Here is a 23,303-nt window from a genome sequence, read left to right on the forward strand (position 1 = left end):
GATGTTTAAGCTAATTTTTTAAAAATTCGTAAATATCGTGTTGTGATGCAATAAGCGTTCCATCCTTTTTAACTGGGATGTTATTCATTTGCGCATCAATAACAACGGCTTGTACATTGTCTTGTTTCTGGATGTCGACCAAATTCAAAATTTCGGTCTTAATTTTCTCATCGTAAACCGGAAAACAAACCTCGATCCTCCGATAAATATTACGGTTCATCCAATCGGCAGAGCCGAGATACACTTCCTGCTTACCTAAATTATTGAAGATAAACACACGGCCATGCTCCAGGTAACGATCGACAATGCGGATAACTTTAATGTTTTCACTAAGGCCTTTTACGCCGGGAATTAACCTGCAAATGCTACGAACCAGCATCGTAATCTCTACGCCAGCCTGCGAGGCTTCATAAAGTTTATTGATTAAAACTTTCTCCTCCAAGTTATTTAATTTAATCGTAATTGATGCCTCATGGCCAGACTTTGCATGGGCAATTTCCCGGTCAATCCATTCGATAAATTTTTGCTGGAGGTTAAATTGCGCCACTAAAATATGTTCGAATTTTATCAAATCTGCTGAGGAAGGCTTAACCCTTTTTGCCAGAAAAATAAACAGGAGCTCAATTTCCCTTAAAATGGCTTTATTCGCCGTCATCAGAATATGATCAGTGTAAAATGCAGCCGTGCTCTCATTGAAATTTCCGGTCGCCAGTAAACCCGTATACAGCATTCTATTCCCGGTTTTACGCTTAACCAGTGCAACTTTTGCATGAACTTTCAAGGCGGTTACGCTGTACACAATTTCAACGCCCTGAGCCTTCATCTTCTTTGCCCATTTAATGTTGTTTGCTTCATCGAAACGGGCTTTGAGCTCCACCAATACGAAAACCTTCTTGCCATTTTTTGCCGCACTTATCAGTGCATTGATGATTTTCGAATCGCTTGCCACGCGGTAAATCGTCAGGTAAATTTCCTGAACATCCGGATCGATGGCTGCTTCATTAAAAAAACGTAAAACGCTGTCGTAGCTTTGATAAGGCGTATGGATGATGATGTCATTTTTTACAATCTCATCAGTTAAACTGCCATTTACAACATCCGTATTGCATAATTTCGGCCAGGATGCATTAGAAAGTTTAGAATTGCTGACCGGAAATCCCATAAAATCTTTAAGATTATGGTACTGGCCGCCTTCCACCATATTGGCTTTTTTAAGGTTAAAAATCTTCTTGAGTAAAACCAATACATTTTTAGGAATGCCCGGCTGGTGAAGAAAGCGGGTAGCAAGGCCCGAATCTCTTTTTAAAAGCTGGGCTTCTAATTGTTCTGACAGGCTTCCTGAATATTCATCTTTTAAGTCGATTTCCGCATCGCGGGTAACTTTAAAACTAAAACAACCGGTTATCTCGGCATCCTTAAAAATTAAATCCAGGTGAAACCGAACAATATCGTCCAGGAAAACCACGTAAGTTTCGTCTTCCAGTTCAACTTTATAAAACCTGGCTAATTCATTTGAGGGTATATTTAAAATAACAGACTGCTCATTGCCTTCTTTATTCAAGGTGACCAAAAAGTATAGTGCATTATTTGAAGGGAAAAAATTCGTTTCCGAAGTAAGGGACACGGGTTGCATAAACGCCAGAACCTGACTTAAAAAATACCGGGTAACCTGTTTTTTTATGCCAGCAGGAAAAGGTTTTCCGTAAACCAGGTTAATGTGATTGGCCTTTAATTGTGGAATAATGTTTTCCTTTAACGTTTTTCCATAACGCTGCTGCTGATCGGTTATGAGTGCGTTTGCCGTATTCAGTAAATCGGCTTCGATTTTAATATCGTTATCCTCCCGGTTACTTAATTTTTCGAGGGCCAGCAAAACCGGCATCCTAACGCGGTAAAATTCATCTAAATTGGAGGAAAAGATAGACAGGAATTTTATTCTTTCCAACAGCGGAACCGTCTCCCGCTCCGCTTCCATTAAAATGCGCTCGTTAAATTTGAGCCAGCTTAAATCCCTGTTAAACAAAGCTGTTTCTGTTTTTTGTCCCATTAAAGTTTACCGTAAGCTGCATAAGCCACAACAAATGCTAAAACTGCGGCAATTAAACCAAACATAAAAATATTATAGGCCAGCCTGATTAATTTATACTTTCTACCCAAAACAACGCCTTGCGAATAAACATCTGTAATTAAAGTGCCGTATAAAAAATCTTTATCGTTCATTACTTTAAGCATGCCATCGGTATAGGAAGGGAGCGACATCTTATAAAAATTGCCGAAGAAAAGCAGGTTAACTTTTTTGTTATCCATATCCTCCGGTGTAAAAACGCCCGGTGGGATGGCTGGTCTGGTCGATAAAATGGAGACGACAACACAGGTTAAGCTCACAATTAGCAAAATAAAGGTAGGAATAATCAAGTTCCCGTGATCTTCCAACCTTCTTAAGAGTAAACTCACTATTAAAGAAAGCATAATGGAGTTCACGGTAATTAAAATGTGTGCTTTATTATCGGCCATGTCGCTTAAGCGCTGGTTGTTCGCTGAGGTGATTCGGAACATGGTTTCAATGCCTTTATCAGGCCGTTCATCCTTATCTTTCTTTTCCTTTTTGTCCTTTTTATTTTTTTCCTGAACGATAACTGCGGGCGTTGTCAGTGCCGTTGGTGCTTCATTGAAATCCACCTGTTCTTTCTGTTCGGAAAGCTTATTCTTTATTTTATCGATGTTCTTTTGTTTCTGATCGTCGAGCAACAACCTGACATAATCTGTATGGTAATGCTGCGATTCGAGAAACTGAATGTCTTTTATGCGCCACTCATTTTTACTGATGTCTTTACCGTAAATTAATTCAGCTTCCTTATGCATCAGTTTGCCTTTTTTCCTGAAATCTTCGTTACCCAAATGAAACAGGTCCGCATCGCACAAAATGTTTTCCAACTGGTTCGTCGGTTTTTGAGGGATTTTAGTGCTCAATATGGCATTTGAAACCTTAGCCCTTATCTCCTCTTTTACACCAATGGATTCTAAATACTTGTTGGCAAGTCCGGCCCCCTTAACTTCATGATTTAAAGCGTCTTCAAAATAGCCGGTGTCATGAAACCAGGCCGCAGCCGTAATGATAAAAAAATCTTCATCGCTTAACTGATAATGATTTGCAATCTGATGGGATGCTTTTACAACATCTTTGGTATGCTGAAGGTTATGGTAAACCAGTCGTGAATCCTGGTGGGTATTAAAATAATTGATAACGTGTTTTTCTACATCTATTTGTAGCTGGTTATAATCCATGTGGGTGTTTCTAATTAATTGTTTGATGGAAATTATTCCTGACAGTGCCAAACTCCGTATTTGCTATAAAATTACGTTAAATTTCATAAATTAAGATTTACAGCGGCATCAAAGCAAAGGAATAAATAATTTACAATAACGACAACTATACTATTTTATTCATGTTTTTGTTTTAGAAATTGGTAAATACCTGAGAATGAAGTTAAAATAATATTTTTTGAAATTTAGTTAAAAATTTTTCCAAAATCGAAAGCAAATTTGTAACATTGCAATCGCAAAAAACGATGTTTTTTTCGGGGCCTATAGCTCAGCTGGTTAGAGTAGAAGACTCATAATCTTTTGGTCCCTGGTTCGAGCCCAGGTGGGCCCACTGCTTAAAAAGCCGTTTTTCGATAAGAAAATCGGCTTTTTTTGTCTGATTCTATTTCCAGGCCATAATTTTCGTATTTAATTCTTTAAAATACCAAAACCCCATTGTAATTGGCCTTGTTTTATTGCAAAACTCGCCTGTTATTGGTTTGTTTTGTTACAAAATGTAAGTCAATATGGGTTTGTTTTGTTACAAACGCAAAAATTAATCCATCTATGTCATTTAAAAGAAACATTGAAAGTTATCTTAATAGTTGGAAATTAAGTGATATCGTAAGCCGCTCATCATAAGAGGTGCACGACAGGTTGGGAAAACGACACTGATTCGAAATTTTGCCAGAACTTATCAGTATAAAATTATACTCAATCTGGAAAAGCTTGATGATAGGCATTATTTTGATGATGTTCAAACGATTTTAGAAGCGTTGTTTTTAGCACATGCTATCCCGTCGTCTGCTATCTCTGATACGCTTATTTTTATTGATGAAATTCAGGAAAGTCCTAAAACAATCCAGTTATTGCGCTACTTCTATGAAGAATTGTCAGAACTTCACGTGATTAGCGCTGGTTCTCTTTTGGAGTTTGCAATGCAAAAGGTACAAAGTTTCCCAGTGGGTAGAGTGGAATTCTTATACCTTCATCCTTTTCAAGAATACCTAAAGGCTATAGACAAAGAAAATCTGTTAAAATACTTACTGTCTGTTCCGGTAAAGCCCGTTGCTCATAAATTGTCAATGGATGCTTTTCATCGTTACGCAATTATTGGTGGAATGCCGGAAGTAATCAAGATAGATATAGAGCAACAGAACCTTTCAGACTTGCCAAGGACGTATGAAAGCATTTGGGGGACATATAAAAATGATGTTGAGAAGTACACCTCTAATGATACTGAAAGAAAGATTATTAAACATCTGATGGACACTGCTCCACTTTATCTTGATGAACGTGTCAAATTTCAGTCGTTTGGAAATTCCAATTACCGATCAAGGGAGGTAGGAGAAGCGTTCAGAACACTTGATGATGCTAAAATAATCCGATTGATTTATCCCACAACAGATTTACGTCCACCTTTAAAAACAGACTTGAAGAAATCGCCGCGCTTGCAGTTTCTGGATACTGGTTTGGTTAATTATTCTCTTGGAATACAACTAGAAATGTTAGCTATGAACGATTTGAATAGTGCTTACAAAGGCGCCGTTATACCTCATTTAATAACACAGGAACTTATATCTCTTCAAAGTATATCAGCACATAAGCCAAATTTCTGGGTTAGGGAAAAAACGCAGTCAAATGCAGAAGTTGATTTACTTTTTACATGGAAGGATTTGGTTATTCCTATAGAAGTAAAATCGGGAAGTACGGGGAGTCTGAAATCACTTCACCAGTTCATAGATGCTGCTGATCATCCTTATGCTATACGAATGTATGCAGGCAATTTCAATATCGAGAAAGCAATTACACCGGGTCGAAAACCATATTTACTTATGAATTTGCCTTATTATGCTGGTACCGTCCTGCCACAGTATGTGGAGTGGTTTGTTCGGCAGGAACTTTAAATTTTGCTGTCTTTCCCGACCAAATTTTTCTTGTTCTTTCCACTCCTAACTTTCGGAGTTGGATTTAAAACATTTGGAAAAAATAGGTTTTAAAGCGGTTCTTAGTATTTTCTTAGAAAATAATTGAGCTTACACAATTTAAGACCGCAATTCAAATTTACAATAGATTTTATTGGCACAAGTCAAAAACACGCACCAGCACAACTTATCTAATTACAATCTGCTCGCACTAGCAGGCGTATTCCTATCATTTATAAATTTGCCTCGCAAACGACAAAACAAACTTCTGTGTGCTAAGAAAGCGCATTGACAAATAAATTTGCGTAACCATTTGGTAATATATATATTTGTAACCGAACGATTACACGATTTTTAAATATCATAAAATGAGACGAGATGTATTTCAGGCAATTTCTGATCCCACCAGAAGGGAAATTATCAATTTACTCAATACAAAGACAATGAATCTAAATGCTGTTGCTGAGAAATTTGATATCAGCAGACCAGCAATTTCTAAACACATAAAAATCCTGGTGGAGTGCGGATTGATTAAAGTTAATTCGGTTGGGAGAGAACGTTTCTGCGAGGCAAAACTCGAAAATTTAGTCGAGGTTTCGGATTGGATTAGCCAATACAAAAGGTTCTGGACGGATAAATTAGACGCACTTCAAGCGCATCTGGATAAAAAATGAAATTAATTAAATAAAAAGCAGATGGATAATCATACAATCGTAATCGAACGACTATTTAACTCAAGTAAAGATAAAGTCTGGAAGGCCTTGACCGATCCCGATGAAATCAAAGATTGGTTTTATGACTTTGGAGACTTTAAAGCTGAAGTTGGATTTAAATTTCAATTTTCCGGAGGTCATAAAGATGATGTTCATTATTTGCATTTGTGTGAGGTAACTGAAGTAATTCCTGGAACCATGCTCAGCTACAGCTGGAGGTACGAAGGCTATCCCGGGATTTCAATCGTAAAGTTCGAACTTACAGAAGAATCCGGCAAAACCTTGCTGATCCTTAAGCATACCGGGATAGATACCTTTCCTAAAGACAATCCCCATTTTTCGCTGCTTAATTTCAAAGATGGATGGAATCAACTTATAAACAAATTATCAAAAAGCCATCCCGAACAAAATAATTATGAACTAAACACGATTATTGAAGCGCCGGTTCATCAGGTATTTAAAGGCATCACAGAAGAGATTCCTTCATGGTGGACCTCCATGTTCGAAGGTGAGTCTAACAATATTAGAAATGTCTTTACCGTACGTTTTGGACACGCCGTTTTCAAAACCATGCTTGTTAAAGAAATAATTTCTGATAAAATTATTGTCTGGGAGGTTATCGACACTTTAATCGATTTACCAGAACTTGAAAATAAAAAAGAATGGCTGCATACAACGATAGAATGGCATATATCAGAACAAGCGGGCAAAACAAATTTATTGCTGAAACATATAGGACTTACACCCGATGTTGGATGTTATAAGATTTGTTCAGATGGGTGGCATTCCTTTGTAACCAGCTTAAAAGCCTACCTCGAAACTGGCACCGGAACGCCTTTCGTTGGCAGTTAGGCCATTGTTTAAACAAGCAAATTATTCAACTTGCCTAGCCAATAAGAAGTTTCAACAGTGACCTAATGTGTTGTCACAACGTGCAAATGCTTATACAATTAAAATATAAAACTAAAAAAGCTAATAAAAGTTAAGCACAAGCGGGACGCTTGCGCTAGATGGGAAATATAAAACTAACCTAACCTAAAAAATAAAATGGATATTTTAGCACCAAAGTTTCAAGCAGGCGTTTTACTTGCAGCAGGTTTATCTACAATCTGTTTATTTGCCTTTTGGTGTTTTGTTGGGATGTCCGAATGGTGGTCGGTTGTTATAGAAAAGAAAGCGAATAATTATATATTTAACGGTAATCCCTGGTATTATGAAAGCGGGCGGCTTTATTCAAAAGTAATGTTAATTGAAGGAATAGTGATGCTAGCGTTAACTTCATGTGCCATTTATTTGGTCTTTAAGAGAAAAAAGACTGTTTATTTCTTACTGTTATTAGGTATTTGCTATTCCTTTGTAAGAATAGTGTATGGCCAGGAAGTATAGCCTAGCTTATAAAAAATCCTGGTCCTCCTTCAATTTTCTGATACGCTAAAAAATTTCCCATCTAGCGCAAGTCTTAGAGCCCCGGCTTAAGCGAAGGACCGACTTGTGCTTTCGTTAAATCAACAGATCAATATCTATCAATCCTTTACCTCCTTCATAATCTATAGCGCTACTATACAAATAATCTGACGGGCTTGTCACCAATCCTGCTTCAACCGGATTATCGTGAAGATAGTTAATCCGTTCTTCAAACATATTGAGATGCGGATCCAGTTGGATAGGATGGTTATCCTGTCGCCAAAATTGAAAGTTTTTATTATTCCTGTTTTGTTGCCCGGCCTTTGAAAACAGATAAAGCATCCATTCACGCCTGCTTTCCATCGTGTTTTCTTTTATTTCTTTCAATATCCTGAATGATGAATATTTCTTTAAATCACGCATAATATCAGGCAATAGATAATCTTCCCTACTGCTTATAATTAAATGAACATGGTTGCTCATAATTACCCAGGCATGCAGGTTAAGACCCTTTTCCTTTCTACAATAAGATAAACTTTCCAGTAAAAGATCTCTGTAAATTGATCGGGTAAAAACATCAATCCAGCCTACCACAGCAAAAGAAACAAAATATATTCCTGTTGGTTCATGAAACTTATATTTTGTACTCATGCTTAAATATAAAAGGATTATAGCAGATCATCAATTCATAAAAAAACGGCTAAGTACATCTTAATAAGATTTTGGCCAGTTAAGTATTATGAAGGCACAAGTCAGCCAGCTCAAATTCTCCTACCCACTAAGACTTGCGCCAGTGTGGGGATTTCTGACGCATATCTTCAAAACGAATTAAGTTTTCGAAAAGTTATTATGTCTCAAAAATTATGAAATTTGAGATTGCAATTCTAAATTTTCTAAATGGCTTTTATTTTGGTACGAGTTAAAAACGCGTACCAGCATAACTTATCCAATCACCTTATGCCTGGACTAGCAGGGAATATGTTGCGGATAAAATATAGTTCAAAGATGAAAGATATAACTATAATGGCAGGGTAAACCAGAATAAGCTACCCTCGTTGATTTTGCTTTCTGCTCCTATTTGCCCGCCATGTTGTCTGATAATCTCTGCACAGATGAATAGGCCCAAGCCAAGCCCCGAATATTTGCTGCCAGCTGAATTGACCTGATAATAGCGATCAAACAGATATGGAATCTTATCTGGCTGTATACCATCCCCTTTATCGATAACCTCCACACGAACAAATCCTGGAATAGCCACCACATTTATAGTGATAAGCTGACTTTGTGGGGCATATTTAATTGCATTAGTGATAAAGTTATTTACTACTTGCTCAATGCGGCCCTCATCAGCTGTGACACATATGTTTTCGTCGCCAATAGTACTAATCTGATAATTATTCTCTAAACGGAGGTGATGCACACATGCACCAATCATATCGAAGACATTAAATATTTTTTTGTTTAATTTCAGCTGACCTTCGTTCATCTGGCTGGCATTGAGCAGGTCATCAACCATTTCGGTGACTCTTGAAACACTATGGTTGGCTTTATCGATCAGGCCCGACATTCGCTCACTGGTTTCGGCCTTCATACGCTGCATAAGCTGAAGAACAGCTTTTAAACTCGTAATCGGTGTCTTGAGTTCATGGCTTGCAATATTAATGAAGTCATCTTTTTTCTTAAGTTGCCTGACATGTTCCTCAACATTTGTACAAGACCCAAACCAGTTGGTCTGATCTCCGTTTTTTTCGACGAACAAGGCTGCCTTCACCCGGTGCCATTCATAATTCCCATCTCGGTTAATGAGTCTGATGGTTTCATTTAGCTCCATGCCTGTAGACTGACTCTTATACCAGCTGCGAAGCAGGTGTTTCAAATCTTCTTTATGAACCTTGGAAAGGACAAATAAAGTTCTTGTTTCCTTTTCTTCACAATCGAAGTATCGACAAAAACGGGCATTGACATAACTGATTCGCCCTGTGGATGACGCCGTCCAAATCATCTCCGGAGCAAGGTCTGCCATGAACTCGAGTCTTTTCTGTTCGTTTTCTGCCAGGTTTTTTGCCTTTAAGAGCTCTTTTTCATAGTTTCGGCGCTCGGTAACATCGGTAACCACGACATTAATCGCCCGGATGTTACCGTTCTGATCAAGGATAGTGTTTGCGTTCAGAAGCACAGATAGTGGAGTTTTGTCCTTTCTTAGAATATCATAGCTGAGTTCCTTTACAATGCCATCAACTTTCAGCATAGGAAAAAAGAACATCTCAAAATGCATCTGTCCTCCTTTTGGTAGGAGCGTTGAAAAACGGGAATCAAGTAAGTTTAATTCGGTATACCCTAACCAATTCAGCAAGGTCTTGTTTATCTTAAGAATTTCTCCTCTTGGTGATAGGGAAAAGTAGCCACATGGAGCGCTATGATATAACTCATCTGTATCAATGAGGGTTTCCAGTACCTGTTTTTGCCGTTCATCGATTTGTTAATGGAATTGTATTAGTTGATGAACGCTTTTATGGCACGAATTGTTTCCTCGGGCTCACTTATGTGCGGGCAGTGTCCTGTAGCATTTAACATAACAATCTCATTACCGGGAGCATGTTGATGAACATATTTCCCGACGCTGTTTGGTGCGATAATATCTTCAGCACATTGTAGAGTCAGACTTGGTATTTTAAGTTTTGATAGATCGGCCCTGTTGTCAGAAAAAAAAGTGACCCTTGCAAAGTCCCTGGCTACTTTGGGGTCTGTTGAACAAAAGCTCTCCGTCAAAAATCCCCCCAAGGCAGGTCTGTCTGCATTGCCCATAATCGCAGGCGCCATCGTACTTGACCAGCCAAGATAATTACTATCCATAAATTCAAATAGATTTTCCAAATCATCTTTCTCAAATCCACCTATGTAATCGCCGTCGTTCAGGTACCTCGCGGAAGGGCCTACGAGAACGAGCTTGGAGAAGTATTCCGGCTTTAAATTTGCTGCCAAAACGCCGATCATGCTGCTTACAGAGTGACCAATAAAAATTACATCTCTTAAATCCAATGCCTCACATATTTCAAGCACATCCTGAACATATCCATCTAAAGTGCTGTATTTGGCTGAAATGTATTGATTAATATCTGACTGACCAGAACCAGTATAGTCAAATAAGATAACCTTATAGTCATCTATGAAGGCATCTACAACAAACTGCCACGCATTCTGGTCACATCCGAAGCCATGAGCGAAAAGTATCACTTCTTTTCCATCTCCTGTAATATTTACGTTGTTGCGAATTAATACAGACTGTTGCATGCGTAATTTAACTTAAAAATTAGCTAAAGATAGAAAAAATACACAGTCGATAAAGCCCTTCCATCATCGATATTTATTCCCCATCTAGCGCAAGTCTTAGCGCCCCGGCCTAAGCAAAGGACTGACTTGTGCTTTCGTTAAATTAACAGATCAATATCTATAAATCCCCCCACTTCATAATCATAAAAGAATTATAGCAGATCATCAATTTATAAAAAAAACGGTTAAGTACATCTTAATAAGATTTTGGCCAGCTAAGTATTATGAAGATACAAGTCAGCCAGCCTACATTCACCCTGCCCACTAAGACTTGCGCCAGTGAGGGGTATGATAGAAGCAAGATCAAGTTTACCTCTTAAATAGAATACGCAGGTACTTTTTCTAAAAGATATTGCATTAGAATTTAAGGTCTTTATCCCTGAAAGTTCTGGATGCTTTGATCTCTTCATTAATAACTTCAGCCGATTTGCCTTCAGGGAAAGCACCAAATGATTTAAAAAATGCTTTTTCCTTGGTGTCCTTTTCTTTCTTTAGTGATCTTGACAGACGTTCTATTAGTTCCAGTTTGGTAAATGAATCCAAACCCTCAAATAAGGAAGAATATGTGTCTATAATATTTTTCGTCGCAACTGTCATTACTCTTAGTTTAACAAGCATGTTAACAGAAAACTGCTCTACACAAAAATAACAATAAAATCCATAACCTTTAAATTTGATTGGGGAGATTAGGAAAAGTAGAAGTGAAGTATTGTCAAGACATTATATGGCTTGGTAAATTGTAACTACCGTATAACAGCCAAATTTTGAAGACCCCAGTCTGGCGCAAGCGTTCCGCATCTAGCGCAAGTCTTAGCGCCCCGGCCTAAGCAAAGGACTGACTTGTGCTTTCGTTAAATTAACAGATCAATATCTGTCAATCCTTTACCTTCCTCATAATCTATAGCGCTACTATACAAATAAGCTGACGGAATGCCACCAATCCTGCTTCAACCCAGGGAAATCGCTTTAACTATTCTCTGATAATTCTTCCTCTTTCTGCGCATGCCTAAGCATTGTGTTTGCCACGGAAACACGGAAAAACTTTAATCTCCTCGTGATTTCTGTGCTTCCGTGTCTAATTAATTTTTACAAATGTTTTAAAAGTAATTTCCCGTTGCTTCAACCGGTTATGGTGAAAATACTAAGTACATCTTAATAAGATTTTGCCAGCGAAGTATTATGAAGGCACAAGTCAGCCAACCCACATTCCCCTGCCCACTAAGACTTGCGCCAGTGCGGGGTAGCTGCTAAACCGGCAGTTTCATTATATTCATAACACTCAACAGCATTACACCAGGCATCGCAGTCTGACAGCCAATCATAAATCATTTTATATGCGGCAGTAATTTCGGCAGAAAATTTTAAGGTTGCGCCTTCAAAATCCTCATCCTGAAAGATGTAGGCATTTAATCCAACATATAATAATTCAGAAAGATGCGCCACATCAAATTGGCCAACAGCTTGTAGGTGATAAGCCGGATTTATGGCATAACGCTGAAAGGTTTCTTCATTGGCCAAAAGTTTTGTTTTGGTAAGCAGGCTGATGATATTATTTACATCATAAAGGGCGTTGGCAATGGTAATGGGTTTGCGTTTGCCAGAGCGCGGATCGGGCCCGATAGCTGCGCTAAGCATTTCAGTAAGGAATTGATTCACTTCCGATAAACTAACCATATCGAAATAGGCTTCAATCAGTTTCCGGAATTCTGTTACAGCTGCTACCTGATTTGGGAACTGTGTGTTTGGGTTTTTACAATTGTTGTTCTGCATAACATTTGATAAAAAAGTTCCTGAGTGCTGCAGAACAACAATTAACTCTTTTCAGAGATATTGAAAGATGCGGGTCTAAGCCGCTCACTCAGGAATATTGCGAAATTTTTAATTTATTTATGTTTCTCCGATTAAGTTAAAAGATATTGTTAATTACTGTTCTGCACAACTAAGATAAAAACAATAAAATAATTAACGAAATTTTTTTGAAGAATGGTGCACAAATGAAGGCAGTTCTATACTTGCCGTTGATAGTTTTGTACTTGCAGTTAATAGTTCTATCAACGCAGTTAACAACATTATGCTCGCAGTTGATAGTTCTATACTTTCAGTTCATAGTTCTATACTTTCAGTTCGCGACATTATACTTGCAGTTGGTAGGTTTATGCTTGCAGTTGATAGTTCTATCAACGCAGTTAACAACATTATGCTCGCAGTTGATAGTTCTATACTTTCAGTTCATAGTTCTATGCTTGCAGTTCACAACATTATACTTGCAGTTGATAGTTCTATCAGCGCAGTTAACAACATTATATTTGCAGTTGGTAGTTTTATACTTGCAGTTGATAGTTCTATGCTTGCAGTTCACAACATTATACTTGCAGTTGGTAGGTTTATGCTTGCAGTTGATAGTTCTATCAGCGCAGTTAACAACATTATACTTGCAGTTGATAGGTTTATACTTGCAGTTGATAGTTCTACCAGCGCAGTTTAAAAACCCCATCTAGCCCATCTAGTGCAAGTCTTAGAGCTCCGTCCTAAGCAAACGACTGACTTGTGCTTTCGTTAAATCAACAGATCAATATCTATCAATCCCACCACTTCATAATCATAAAAGAATTATAGCAGATCATCAATTTATAAAATAGCTTAACGCGGCTAAGTACAGCTTATTAAGATTTTAGCCGCCTAAGTATTATGAAGGCACAAGTCAGCCAGCCCACATTCCCCGCACACTAAGACTTGCGCCAGTGAGGGGCTTCATACCCTCAAGTTATAAGTTTCTCATTAGTTATTTAAAATACCATCTAGCGCAAGTCTTAGAGCCCCGGCCTAAGCAAAAGACCGACTTGTGCTTTCGTTAAATCAACAGATCAATATCTATCCATCCTTTACCTCCTTCACAAGCTATAGCGCTACTGTACAAATAATCTGACGCAATGCTACCAATCCTGTTTCAACCGGGTTATGGTAAAAATGCTAAGTACATCTTAATAAGAGTTTTGCTATCTTAGTATTATGAAGGCACAAGTCAGCCAGCCCACACTCCCCGCCCACTAAGACTTGCGCCAGTGAGGCTATCGATATTCTAAATATTATAGCATTTGCAATGCCTCATTCCAAACTAACCTATTATCTTCAAATAAGTTAAGGTCAAAAGAATTATGAGTTTCTGTCTAGTCATAGAATTCTGAAACTACGATTTTTATGTAGTTACCTTCAATTAGATTTAGATAATTTTGAAGAGGTTTTTAGAAATATAATATGAATTAAAAAATTAAGCATAAAATGGTGTTACATGTTTACAATTTTAATAATTATCATTGTAATTTAAATAACGCTATTCATGAGATTAAGAAATGTAGAAATACTAGAAAATGATTCCAATAAGAAGGGTGATCTGTTTGGAAGATTAATGAAAGATCTTTTCCACACCCTTGGGTACGATGAGCCAAGAATAAATATTCATAAATCTGGTAGAGAAATAGATCTAAATTCTTGGCATCGTACTGAAAATAAGGTCGCAATTGCTGAATGTAAAGCCCATGCCGCGACCATTGGAGGAGCTGATATTAATAAATTTGTAGGGGTTATTGATGCAGAAAAAAGAAAACTTGGGAAGTCAGCCAATCCTGATGCAGGTCTTGTTGGTTATTTTATATCAGTTTCTGGTTTTAAGGAGACCGCTATTGAGCAGGAAACCGAGTTCAATAATTCTAGAGTAATTTTAATAAAGCCAGAAAAACTTGTTGATGAATTGATAAAAGGAAAAGTTCTTGTTACCTATGAAAAAGCAATTTTAGCTGTATCTAAGTATGTTAAAAATTTGGTGCTTTTTGACCAAATGGACTTATTAGCATATGATAAAGGATGGATTTGGGCAATATACTTTTCTTCTTATACCTCACAGAATATTACTCATGTTGCATTTGTTCATGCAGAAGGAAAGCCCTTATTGAAAGAATTAGCGGAAGAGATTATTTTAAAAGATCTAGAATCAAATAAACTTTTTTCAGATTTGGAGCTAATAAATGCTGAAAACCATGTAACTGATAATCTTAGGGAAACTTCTGAAAAATACTTCAAATATCTCGATCATGAATTGGGAGATATACATTTTGAGGGGCTCCCTACGGATAAAGAAGCTGGTTCTGTTAGAGTAAAGCTTGAAAATATCTTTATCCCATTACACTTTACGTCTTCTCAAATGGAAGGCGAAAAAGAAGGTTTGAAAAGACGTAGAAATATACGTGAGAGTATAGGTACATTGTTGTCAAAGAACACCCGTCTTGCTTTGTTGGCGAAACCAGGCGGCGGCAAGTCAACTCTTATTAAGAGGATAGCAATTTCATATGCATTTCCTGAAAGAAGACAAAAAATTAATGATGGGTTACCAGAAATAAATTGGTTTCCTATTTTTTTAAGATGTAGGGAATTAGGAGAAAAGGTCAGTTGGAGTATAACAGATATAATTCATGCTATTCCGGCCAGAGCTGAAATTCAATCATGCACTGAAGGATTTAAGCGCTTAGTGTCCAACTCATTGCAAAATGGTACTGCACTACTACTGATTGATGGCTTGGATGAGATAGCCGAGGATCAAAATAGAATTATTTTTATAAACCAACTTAGAACTTTTATTGCCACATATCCCAATATAAATATTATAGTAACGTCAAGGGAAGCAGGTTTCAGGGTAGTGGCTGGTTCTTTAGCTTCTTATTGTCAAAAGTATGCTGTATCAAACCTTAATAGTTTTGAGATTCAAGAATTATGTCTAAAATGGCATACAGCGATTTTAGATGATTCTGAGAACACAAAAATTGAGGCAAATAAATTAAGTGAACTTATTTTGAAAGATAATCGTATCAAAGCTTTAGCTGAAAATCCGTTATTGCTAACCACTCTAATGTTTGTTAAAAGATGGGCTGGATATTTACCAACCAAGAGAAGTATCTTATATCAAGAAATGATAAAATTGCTTCTTGTTACATGGAATGTAGAGGGGCATGAAATTTTAGATATAGAGGAAGCTGAACCCCAACTTTGTTTTGTAGCTTATTGGATGACAAAAAATGGAAAGCAAACGATAACAGGCGACGAACTTAGCAAGTGTTTAATTGATGCAAGAAAACAACTACCAGAAATTTTAGGATACACAAATATTAGTCCTGCAGAATTTATCAAAAGAGTAGAATCAAGAAGTAGCTTACTAATTCTTTCTGGGCATAAAAAGGTAGGTACGGGATTAATTGCAGTTTACGAGTTTTTACATTTGAGCTTTCAAGAATATTTAACAGCTAAAGCAGTTGTAAAAAAATATCTTCCTATGGAAGAAATCAATCTAGAAGTCGTTGATATTTTAAAAGCTCATGTAAACAATGAAAATTGGAAAGAGGTTATACCTCTGGCTGCTGTATTACTTGAGAGAAATGCTAAAGAATTAATAAATTTCCTTATTGATGAATCAAAAGATATTGCTGAGAATGCAGAACTACACGAAAGAAAGACAGAAAAGTTGGCACCAACCCTACTGTCATTATGTTTAGCTAATGAAGTTCAAATAACCCCTGATCTACTTAACAAAGGCTTAGAATGGTTTTCTAAGAATACATATAATATATTAGATAACGGAGTAAATGAGATCTTACTTAAGAACAAATTTGGACCAGCTTTTAGAAGAAAAATTTTTGAGTGTTTTTTCTCTGAAACTGATGAAAGGTATATTTCTGAATTAGGCTCTACTCTTGGGGGTATTTACTTGTTTGACTTATTTGCAGGGGAAAACACAAGAATTTATCCGCAAATTTTATCATTACTTAAAAATGAGCAATATGATCAACAATGTTGCGGTTCTCTCGCATTGATGGTTTATGCATTTGAAATATCACTTCCGTCTAACCAAAGATCTAAAGATCTTTCTCCCCCTAAAGAGCTGTTTGAGCTGGTACTTGACCTTTTAAAATTCTCAACAAATCGACATTTGTCTTTCTCATTGTGTTGGGCAATTATCTGGTCGGCTAAATCAAAAATTTTGCCTAAAAATCTAACTCAAGCATTTGTTGATGCAATTTTATTCAAATGGTCTATTGAAAAAGAATACCATTTATATAGAAACGAATGTTGGGCGTTATGTGAATTACTTAATGAAAATTCAAAAATTTCTTCTTCACAAAATATTATTGAGCTGGAAGCAAGAATTGGAGCAGCAAGAACCAGTCCTAGAAATGAATTTGACATTAAATTATCATTTACTCTTGGATTATTACTTGGGGAAAAAATTAATGAGAATGATTTATCTGAGTTTTTTACAAAGGAAGTTGGTGGCGATATTGATTCAATTGATAAAGATGATCCAATCTTAGGATTTATTAGAAAGTTTAAGATTAAAATTGAAGACTCAGAAATTGAATCTCCATTCTAAAGTTTAACAATTTGCATTTTTACCTTTAGGGGGTATATCATAAATTAAAAAGGTGAGAACCATTGCTTAATAAAAAAAGCATATTAATTGATACTAGAGGGAAGCATATGTCTTATCATAATTTGAATCTTATTACTCTTTGTATTTCGCCTTTCTTATTTCTAAGTAAATATCCTTTAACTTAAGTTAAATCTGTAATCCCATCTAGCGCAAGTCTAGAGTCTCGGCCTAAGCAAACAACCGACTTGTGCTTTCGTTAAATTAACAGATCAATATCTATCAATCCTTTACCTTCTTCATAATCTATAGCGATACTATACATTAATCTGATGGATTGCTAATAGTCCTGCTTCAACCGAATTATGGTAAAAATGCTAAGTATATCTTAATAAGATTTGCCAGCTAAGTATTATGAAGGCACAAGTCAGCCAGTTCACATTCCCATGCCCACTAATGATTTGCGCTAGTGAAGAGCTTATTTCAATTAATAATAATATTAATCATTTCATTATCAACACCTCCCCAGTCTGGCGCAAGCGTCCCGCTTGTGACTAATATATTCAAATTTTCAATGAAATAAACATGGATCATGAAATTCTATGCTAAACAAGCTTGTAATGTATATAGAAATTGCAAAGCTTATGCAAGTAAAAATATAAACCTAAAAAAAATAATAAAACTTAAGCACAAGCGGGACGCTTGCGCTAGATGGCGGGGCCTGCAAATCTCAATCCTGCTTCTCCCTCAATCTTTCATGCGTTAAATTTTTATTCAAATTATTCCAGGAGAAACATTTTCTACAGAAACTTTTTTTTTGTTTCTCGTAAAACCGTTTCGCTTTAACCAGGAAGGAATATGGAGGGCATTTTTGAGGTCATGCAACCATCTTGTTGATTTGCAAATGTTTTAAATATCACTTACCTTGCGCCTACTTGCACGGGGTGCTTTTGCTGAAAAGCGAGGCTGAGATGATACCCGATAAACCTGATACGGATAATACCGGCGTAGGGATGCATGGCCAGGATTGTTTATCAGCAGCATTGTTGCCGTTCAATAAGAAAGCCTTGTTTCTGCTACGTTCCCCGTAGCAAATGGAAGCAAGGCTTTTTACATTTAAATACCTTTTGAAAATGGAATTGAAGCAACAGGGCGATTTTGGTTTGATGACCAAAAAGCTCACTAACTGGCAGGGACGAAAAGAGTGGTTTTTTAACCGCGAACACACCGACACTTACGAACAATGGTACGAAGGGCGCTATAAGCGTGCGGAAGTATGGCAGAAGAAGGTAATGGCACAGCTGCTGGGTAAAGACCCACGGGTGAAGGAGTTACTGGAATTTGGCTGTGGCACTACGCGTTTTACCCGCTGGTGGCAGGAGATTGGCATCGAAGCGACAGGTGGCGACCTCTCCCCTTTTATGCTGGGGCAGGCGGTGCATTTATTTAAAGGCGACCTGGTAAATGCCGATTCGCATTACATGCCCTTTAAGGACCATACCTTTGATGCCTTGGCTTTTATCACCACCTTCGAATATTACCGTGATCCGGTTAAAGTGATACGGGAAGCCGCCCGCGTGGGCCGGCATGGTATCGCCTTCGGCATGATGAACCGGAATTCACCTAAGGTACTGCGCCGCAGGGTACAGCAATTATTTGGTAAGAACCCATTCTATGTAACGGCGACCTTTTATACGCCAAAATTATTAACCGAAAAGATACATGAAGCCTTGCAGGGCCGCAGTTACAGCCTGGAATGGACTTGTACCGGATTGCCTGAATGGTTCCCCGTGCAGCAGTGGAGCGTGCCGGTAGGCGATTTTTTCGGTTTGTATGTAAAATTTAACGATTAAGAGCGCATGTCTCAATTTTCCGGAAAAATATCGGGCGGCGGTTTTGATGAACTGATTTTACCACGGCTGGGCTTCGCCCGCTCCAATATCCTGCACGGACCAGGCTTCGGCGTAGATGTATCGGTAATTGATATTGGCAACGGTACCGGCCTGGCGATGACGAGTGATCCGCTTTCCCTTATTCCATCCTTAGGACTTATGGAGTCGGCCTGGTTGTCGGTGCACCTGATGTCCAACGATATGGCCACCACCGGGCATTCCCCGATGTACACGCAAATGGTGCTCAACCTGCCGCCATGGTTAAGCAATGAGGAATTTACCATTTACTGGGAGTATGTTCATCGTTATTGTAAGGCAATCGGTGTGGCCATAACTGGCGGACATACCGGCAGCATTGAAGGTCAGCACTCCACGATTGCCGGAGGCGGCACCATGCTGCTGACCGCGCCGCTGAACGATATCCTTGTGAGCAGTAATGCTAAAGCCGGTGACCTGATCATCGTAACTAAGGAATGCGCCCTATCTTCGGCAGCCATTTTAGCCATGAGCTTCCCGGAAACGGTACAAAGCAAATTGGGTAAAGAAGTTTACGACCAGTGCTGCGCAATGTTTCACCAAACCTCCTCCTTACCAGACGCCCTGGCAGCAGCCTCAACAGGCATGGTTAGGGCCATGCACGATGTTACCGAAGGCGGTGTGCTGGGCGCGGTTTATGAAATGAGCAGGGCATCGGACCTTGGCGTACGAGTCGTTAACGAGGCTTTACCTTCGGGTAAGGCTCAACAAGAGGTAACCGGCCTGTTCGGTATCGACGAACGTTACTGTATTGGTGCAGGCTCAATGGTGATGGCGGTGCGGCCCGAAGGCGAAAAACAGGTATTGTCGGCGCTTGCCGATAAGCAGATCAAAGCCACCGTAATCGGCGAGTTTACAGAAAGTATCAAAGGCGCACGATTGGTTGCGGAAGGCCGGGATGAACCCATGCCCTATTATGAAAAGGACCCTTATTGGGCTGCTTTTTTTGGGGCCTTAAAAAAAGGCTGGAAATGACGGACAAGCTAAAAATAACCGGAGGCGTTTACCTGGTGATCGATCCGGCTATGGAAAGTTCGCTGATGCTTGCCAGACTGGAAGCTGCTTTAAAAGCGGGCATCAACGCTGTACAGCTATGGAACCACTGGTTACCCGGATCAGATAAGCAGGCCTGCGTTGCCGCCGTCTCCAAAATATGCCGTTTTTACCGGGTACCACTGCTCATCGATAACGACTGGGAATTGCTGATCAGCACGCCCGAACTGGATGGGGTACATTTTGATGCCCTGCCCCCGGATTACGATGATATAAAACAAAAAGTAGCGAGATCCTTTATTGCTGGGATAACCTGTTCAGGAGACCTGGAAGTGGTACGATGGGCTGATAAAAATGGATTGGACTACATCTCGTTCTGCGCCATGTTCCCCTCCGCCTCCGCGGGAAGCTGCACGATTGTAATGCCATCGCTCGTTAAAACCGCCGTTGAGCTGACCAATATGCCTTTATTCGTTTCAGGCGGGATTACGCCTGAAAATATGCTGTCGCTACGGCAACTGACACCCTTTGACGGGGTGGCCGTGATCTCCGGTATTATGAGCGCAGCTGATCCTTTCACCAAAGTAAAATTATATCAAAACGCATTAAGTTAACAATTTATGAAACTAAATACCATAGCCAAATTGTGCTGCCCCTTCGATAAGCAGGACCTGCAATTACAAATACTCACACAGGATATTGACCAGAATGTGATTGAAGGTATCCTGAGCTGCGGCAGCTGTAAGCGAAATTATCCCATTATCTACGGCGTACCGATCATGAGCCCGGATGAATACCGCCAGATCGCTCTGGAACAGCCGGTCGTGGATCGCTGGAAACTGGAATACAACCTGGACCCGGTAAAGTTGCTGCCTTAATAAATTATAAGGAAAATAACTCTTATACTGGTCGTAGCGTCCCGCTACGATCTTATATTTGTCCAGTTATTGACATAATTGCTCCGTAAAAAGCTTTCTCGACTGCGCTAGAAAGGATGGGCTGGGAAAGCCTTCTGCCTCGCCATGGTGCGTGTCCTCACGAACCATTAGTATAGTTTCGTTTCGTGAGGACACGAACAGAGGCACCATAAACTAAATAAAAATTTAATTACCTTGTTGGTGGCTCACCAACCAGCCTAAATTTCATCTTCTTAATTTCTTCATATAAATTAAATTATAGGCCGGTTTTTCGGTTGGTGAAACAAAAACTGATAAATGAATAACTTTCAATGGGAATATGGTTGCTGTATCCCTTCAATCCACTGTTTCTGTCAACATAGCCAGCTCGAAAACACCATCGTAGAGACAACTATTAGCCATCGAATTTCAAAGGATATGGCTTTCCGTCACGTGTTATGTAGTCCAATAGATTCCATATATATGATTTTTTTCGTATTTTTAAACAATTTAAATTAATGCTACATGATAAAAAAAATAATTACAGGGCTCCTGCTGATGGTGAGCCTGTCCCTTACTCTGCATGCACAGGATTACACCAGGCCGGAATTATCTTTTAAAATTTATCCCGGAACCATAACAACTCTTGATGGAAAATTGCTCAACGGTTATATTTTGAATGGTAATAACATAGACAATCAGAAAGAGTGCATTTATTATTCGGACTATCGTGATGAACGGACGCGCAAACGCTATAAGCCGACCGAGTTAAAAGGATTTTCTGTAGAAAATCAACAGTATAAAAGCATGAGCTATAGCGGCACGCTGAAATTTGGTAAAGCGGAACAACATTTTGTATATCTCTCCAAACCAGGTGCAATCTCAACCTATATTTATTATAGCCCCAATGCGCAAATGCTTTGGGCAAAGGGTGATGAGGAACCCGTAAACCCATCTTCTCTTGCTTTATCATTTAGAAAAAGCATCCTAAAATTAATTAACGACGACGCTGAACTTGCCAAAAAAGTAGACGGCAAAGAAAAAGGTTATGGTATTCTAAATATGGAAAGTATTATTAATGAATATAATACCCATGTGGAATTGAAAAAACAGTAACAATCAATACTTACTTACAATCTACATGAAAGCAATAATTAAGGCAATATCCTGGCTATGCTTCACATTTTTTTGCAACGCTATTTATGCGCAAAAACTGAAAACTGAAAGCATCATCTATAGTTATAACCGTCTGCCTTCATCGTCTCTGAAAGGCGCGAGGAATTACCAGGTCAATATCGAAGCCGCGTACGAAACGAAGAACAAACAGTTGCTTGATGATTACCATACGCAAAAAAAAATGGCTCAATCTAAATTCGACAAAGAAATGGCTGCCTATTCAGGTTTACAGAAAGATGCTAATGAAAGGTACGCTAAGGCAATTACCGAATACAATAAAAAAAAGCTCGGGACTAAAATTCTTGAAAAATCTCTTTTAGAAAGTGGTAAGCCTCAACCTGAAATCATAGCGAAGCCTTATCTTGAAAATATTGACCCTCCAAGACTGCAATCTTCCTATGATTATCAGACACTGGCAGATACTTATATCCAACTAGATGGTTTTCAGAAGGAAAAAGAAAATGCAATAAAAATTTTAATCCTGCTATATGGTTTCGACAATACCGTTCCCCGAAACGTCAGTGAGGAAGATAGCCGTTTAGTATTTGCAAACGGAAGTTCAAGCACAAAAAAAATAATTTCTTACCACAATGAATTTTCGTACCGTCATCCTATGGCTGTTAAAGTTTATGATCCGGCAGGAAAAGAAATTTTGAGCCTTACCCCGCCTGAGCTTAATAGTTATAAAATTTATAAATCTCCAAGCTCTGACCGGTACACAACAGTAAATTCTGAGCTACTCATTAAAACAAACGAAGAAAAGATACTCCAGGAAAATTTTAAGTTTTTAAGTAACCTGCTTAATGACCGGTATGGTTATTCCAGTGTGAAAAGGACGGTTAATTTGTACTACATAAAAAATGCAGACGATAATTATAAAGACCTCACTACTGCATTCAATGAAGCATCGTCTGGATTACTCCTGCTGCAGCAGGACGAGCTCAGCGCTGGTGTGAAATTAAATAAAGCCTGCGCACTTTGGATTTCTGCGTTAAAAGAGGCTGATTTCAATAACAAAAAAAGCCGGATTAATAAAGAAATCGCAATGGGCATCTATTTCAATCTACTGGAAGCTTATTATGCAACCGGCAATGTCCGGGAGGGCCAGATAAACCTGGAGAAAATAAATGTCATGAGTATGGCTAATGAGGATAGAAGAATAAAGCTGGACTATGATATCAGGTTCGCCGAACTTAAAAAAAGACAATCACTAAATTAAAGAA

At 38.5% G+C, this 23,303-nt stretch carries 19 protein-coding genes, 1 tRNA gene and 1 riboswitch; of the genes, 13 read left to right on the plus strand and 7 right to left on the minus strand.

The window, feature by feature from the left end; all coding sequences use genetic code 11:
- Positions 1-10 precede the first annotated feature (10 nt).
- Both ppk1 and ASF92_RS06970 read right to left on the minus strand, forming a co-directional pair.
- Positions 11-2,047: a polyphosphate kinase 1 gene (gene ppk1 / locus ASF92_RS06965; RefSeq protein ID WP_056089951.1), complete on the minus strand. Its 2,037-nt coding sequence runs from the start codon at positions 2,045-2,047 to the stop codon at positions 11-13.
- Positions 2,047-3,285, minus strand: a complete 1,239-nt coding sequence (locus ASF92_RS06970) for a Pycsar system effector family protein (RefSeq protein ID WP_056089954.1) — start codon at positions 3,283-3,285, stop codon at positions 2,047-2,049. The genes ppk1 and ASF92_RS06970 overlap by 1 nt, the downstream gene beginning before the upstream one ends.
- A 296-nt stretch (positions 3,286-3,581) precedes the next feature.
- Here ASF92_RS06970 and ASF92_RS06975 point away from each other — a divergent pair.
- The 5 genes from ASF92_RS06975 to ASF92_RS06995 all read left to right on the plus strand — a co-directional run bounded on the left by ASF92_RS06975 (position 3,582) and on the right by ASF92_RS06995 (position 7,327).
- Positions 3,582-3,655 (plus strand) — tRNA-Ile (locus tag ASF92_RS06975).
- A gap of 322 nt (positions 3,656-3,977) precedes the next feature.
- Positions 3,978-5,210, plus strand: coding sequence for an ATP-binding protein (locus ASF92_RS06980; protein ID WP_231729777.1), 1,233 nt, complete (start codon positions 3,978-3,980; stop codon positions 5,208-5,210).
- Positions 5,211-5,596: 386 nt separating this feature from the next.
- Positions 5,597-5,902, plus strand: coding sequence for a helix-turn-helix transcriptional regulator (locus ASF92_RS06985; protein ID WP_056089959.1), 306 nt, complete (start codon positions 5,597-5,599; stop codon positions 5,900-5,902).
- Positions 5,903-5,923: 21 nt separating this feature from the next.
- On the plus strand, positions 5,924-6,793 hold the full coding sequence (locus tag ASF92_RS21190) for an SRPBCC domain-containing protein (protein WP_197413244.1): 870 nt from the start codon (positions 5,924-5,926) through the stop codon (positions 6,791-6,793).
- A 195-nt stretch (positions 6,794-6,988) separates the two neighbouring features.
- The gene (locus ASF92_RS06995) at positions 6,989-7,327 is read left to right on the plus strand and encodes a hypothetical protein (RefSeq protein ID WP_056089961.1); all 339 of its coding nucleotides are present in this window, start codon (positions 6,989-6,991) and stop codon (positions 7,325-7,327) included.
- A 114-nt stretch (positions 7,328-7,441) separates the two neighbouring features.
- Here the strand turns inward: ASF92_RS06995 and ASF92_RS07000 are convergent, their stop codons facing one another.
- From ASF92_RS07000 to ASF92_RS07020, 5 genes are all read right to left on the minus strand, one after another.
- Entirely contained in the window at positions 7,442-7,996 is a 555-nt protein-coding gene (locus ASF92_RS07000; RefSeq protein ID WP_056089964.1) for a transposase, read from the minus strand.
- A 367-nt stretch (positions 7,997-8,363) separates the two neighbouring features.
- Complete coding sequence (locus tag ASF92_RS07005) at positions 8,364-9,821, minus strand: ATP-binding protein (protein ID WP_369817088.1); 1,458 nt, start codon at positions 9,819-9,821, stop codon at positions 8,364-8,366.
- 17 nt (positions 9,822-9,838) lie between these two features.
- On the minus strand, positions 9,839-10,636 hold the full coding sequence (locus ASF92_RS07010; RefSeq protein WP_056089971.1) for an alpha/beta fold hydrolase: 798 nt from the start codon (positions 10,634-10,636) through the stop codon (positions 9,839-9,841).
- 396 nt (positions 10,637-11,032) lie between these two features.
- Positions 11,033-11,272, minus strand: a complete 240-nt coding sequence (locus ASF92_RS07015; RefSeq protein WP_056089974.1) for a hypothetical protein — start codon at positions 11,270-11,272, stop codon at positions 11,033-11,035.
- A 621-nt stretch (positions 11,273-11,893) separates the two neighbouring features.
- The gene (locus tag ASF92_RS07020; protein ID WP_056089978.1) at positions 11,894-12,445 is read right to left on the minus strand and encodes a hypothetical protein; all 552 of its coding nucleotides are present in this window, start codon (positions 12,443-12,445) and stop codon (positions 11,894-11,896) included.
- 301 nt (positions 12,446-12,746) lie between these two features.
- Here ASF92_RS07020 and ASF92_RS07025 point away from each other — a divergent pair, with 301 nt between their 5' ends.
- From ASF92_RS07025 to ASF92_RS07060, 8 genes are all read left to right on the plus strand, one after another.
- Positions 12,747-13,160, plus strand: coding sequence for a hypothetical protein (locus tag ASF92_RS07025; RefSeq protein WP_056089981.1), 414 nt, complete (start codon positions 12,747-12,749; stop codon positions 13,158-13,160).
- An 852-nt stretch (positions 13,161-14,012) separates the two neighbouring features.
- Complete coding sequence (locus ASF92_RS07030) at positions 14,013-17,090, plus strand: NACHT domain-containing protein (RefSeq protein ID WP_056089983.1); 3,078 nt, start codon at positions 14,013-14,015, stop codon at positions 17,088-17,090.
- A gap of 927 nt (positions 17,091-18,017) precedes the next feature.
- Positions 18,018-18,118, plus strand: a riboswitch (TPP riboswitch).
- A gap of 63 nt (positions 18,119-18,181) precedes the next feature.
- Positions 18,182-18,940 carry a class I SAM-dependent methyltransferase gene (locus ASF92_RS07035; RefSeq protein ID WP_056089986.1) on the plus strand — a complete coding sequence of 253 codons (759 nt, stop codon included), beginning with the start codon at positions 18,182-18,184 and terminating at the stop codon, positions 18,938-18,940.
- Between the two features lie 6 nt (positions 18,941-18,946).
- On the plus strand, positions 18,947-19,990 hold the full coding sequence (locus ASF92_RS07040) for an AIR synthase-related protein (protein ID WP_056089989.1): 1,044 nt from the start codon (positions 18,947-18,949) through the stop codon (positions 19,988-19,990).
- A complete protein-coding gene (locus ASF92_RS07045) occupies positions 19,987-20,622 on the plus strand; it encodes a thiamine phosphate synthase (RefSeq protein ID WP_056089992.1) in 636 nt (211 codons plus the stop codon). The genes ASF92_RS07040 and ASF92_RS07045 overlap by 4 nt, the downstream gene beginning before the upstream one ends.
- 6 nt (positions 20,623-20,628) lie before the next feature.
- Positions 20,629-20,886 (plus strand): Trm112 family protein, encoded by a 258-nt coding sequence (locus ASF92_RS07050; RefSeq protein ID WP_056089995.1) that lies wholly within the window; start codon positions 20,629-20,631, stop codon positions 20,884-20,886.
- 543 nt (positions 20,887-21,429) lie between these two features.
- Positions 21,430-22,020, plus strand: a complete 591-nt coding sequence (locus tag ASF92_RS07055) for a hypothetical protein (protein ID WP_056089999.1) — start codon at positions 21,430-21,432, stop codon at positions 22,018-22,020.
- Between the two features lie 25 nt (positions 22,021-22,045).
- Complete coding sequence (locus ASF92_RS07060; protein WP_056090002.1) at positions 22,046-23,299, plus strand: hypothetical protein; 1,254 nt, start codon at positions 22,046-22,048, stop codon at positions 23,297-23,299.
- Positions 23,300-23,303: the final 4 nt, after the last annotated feature.

This window comes from Pedobacter sp. Leaf176 (assembly GCF_001424305.1).
Classification (GTDB): Bacteria; Bacteroidota; Bacteroidia; order Sphingobacteriales; family Sphingobacteriaceae; genus Pedobacter.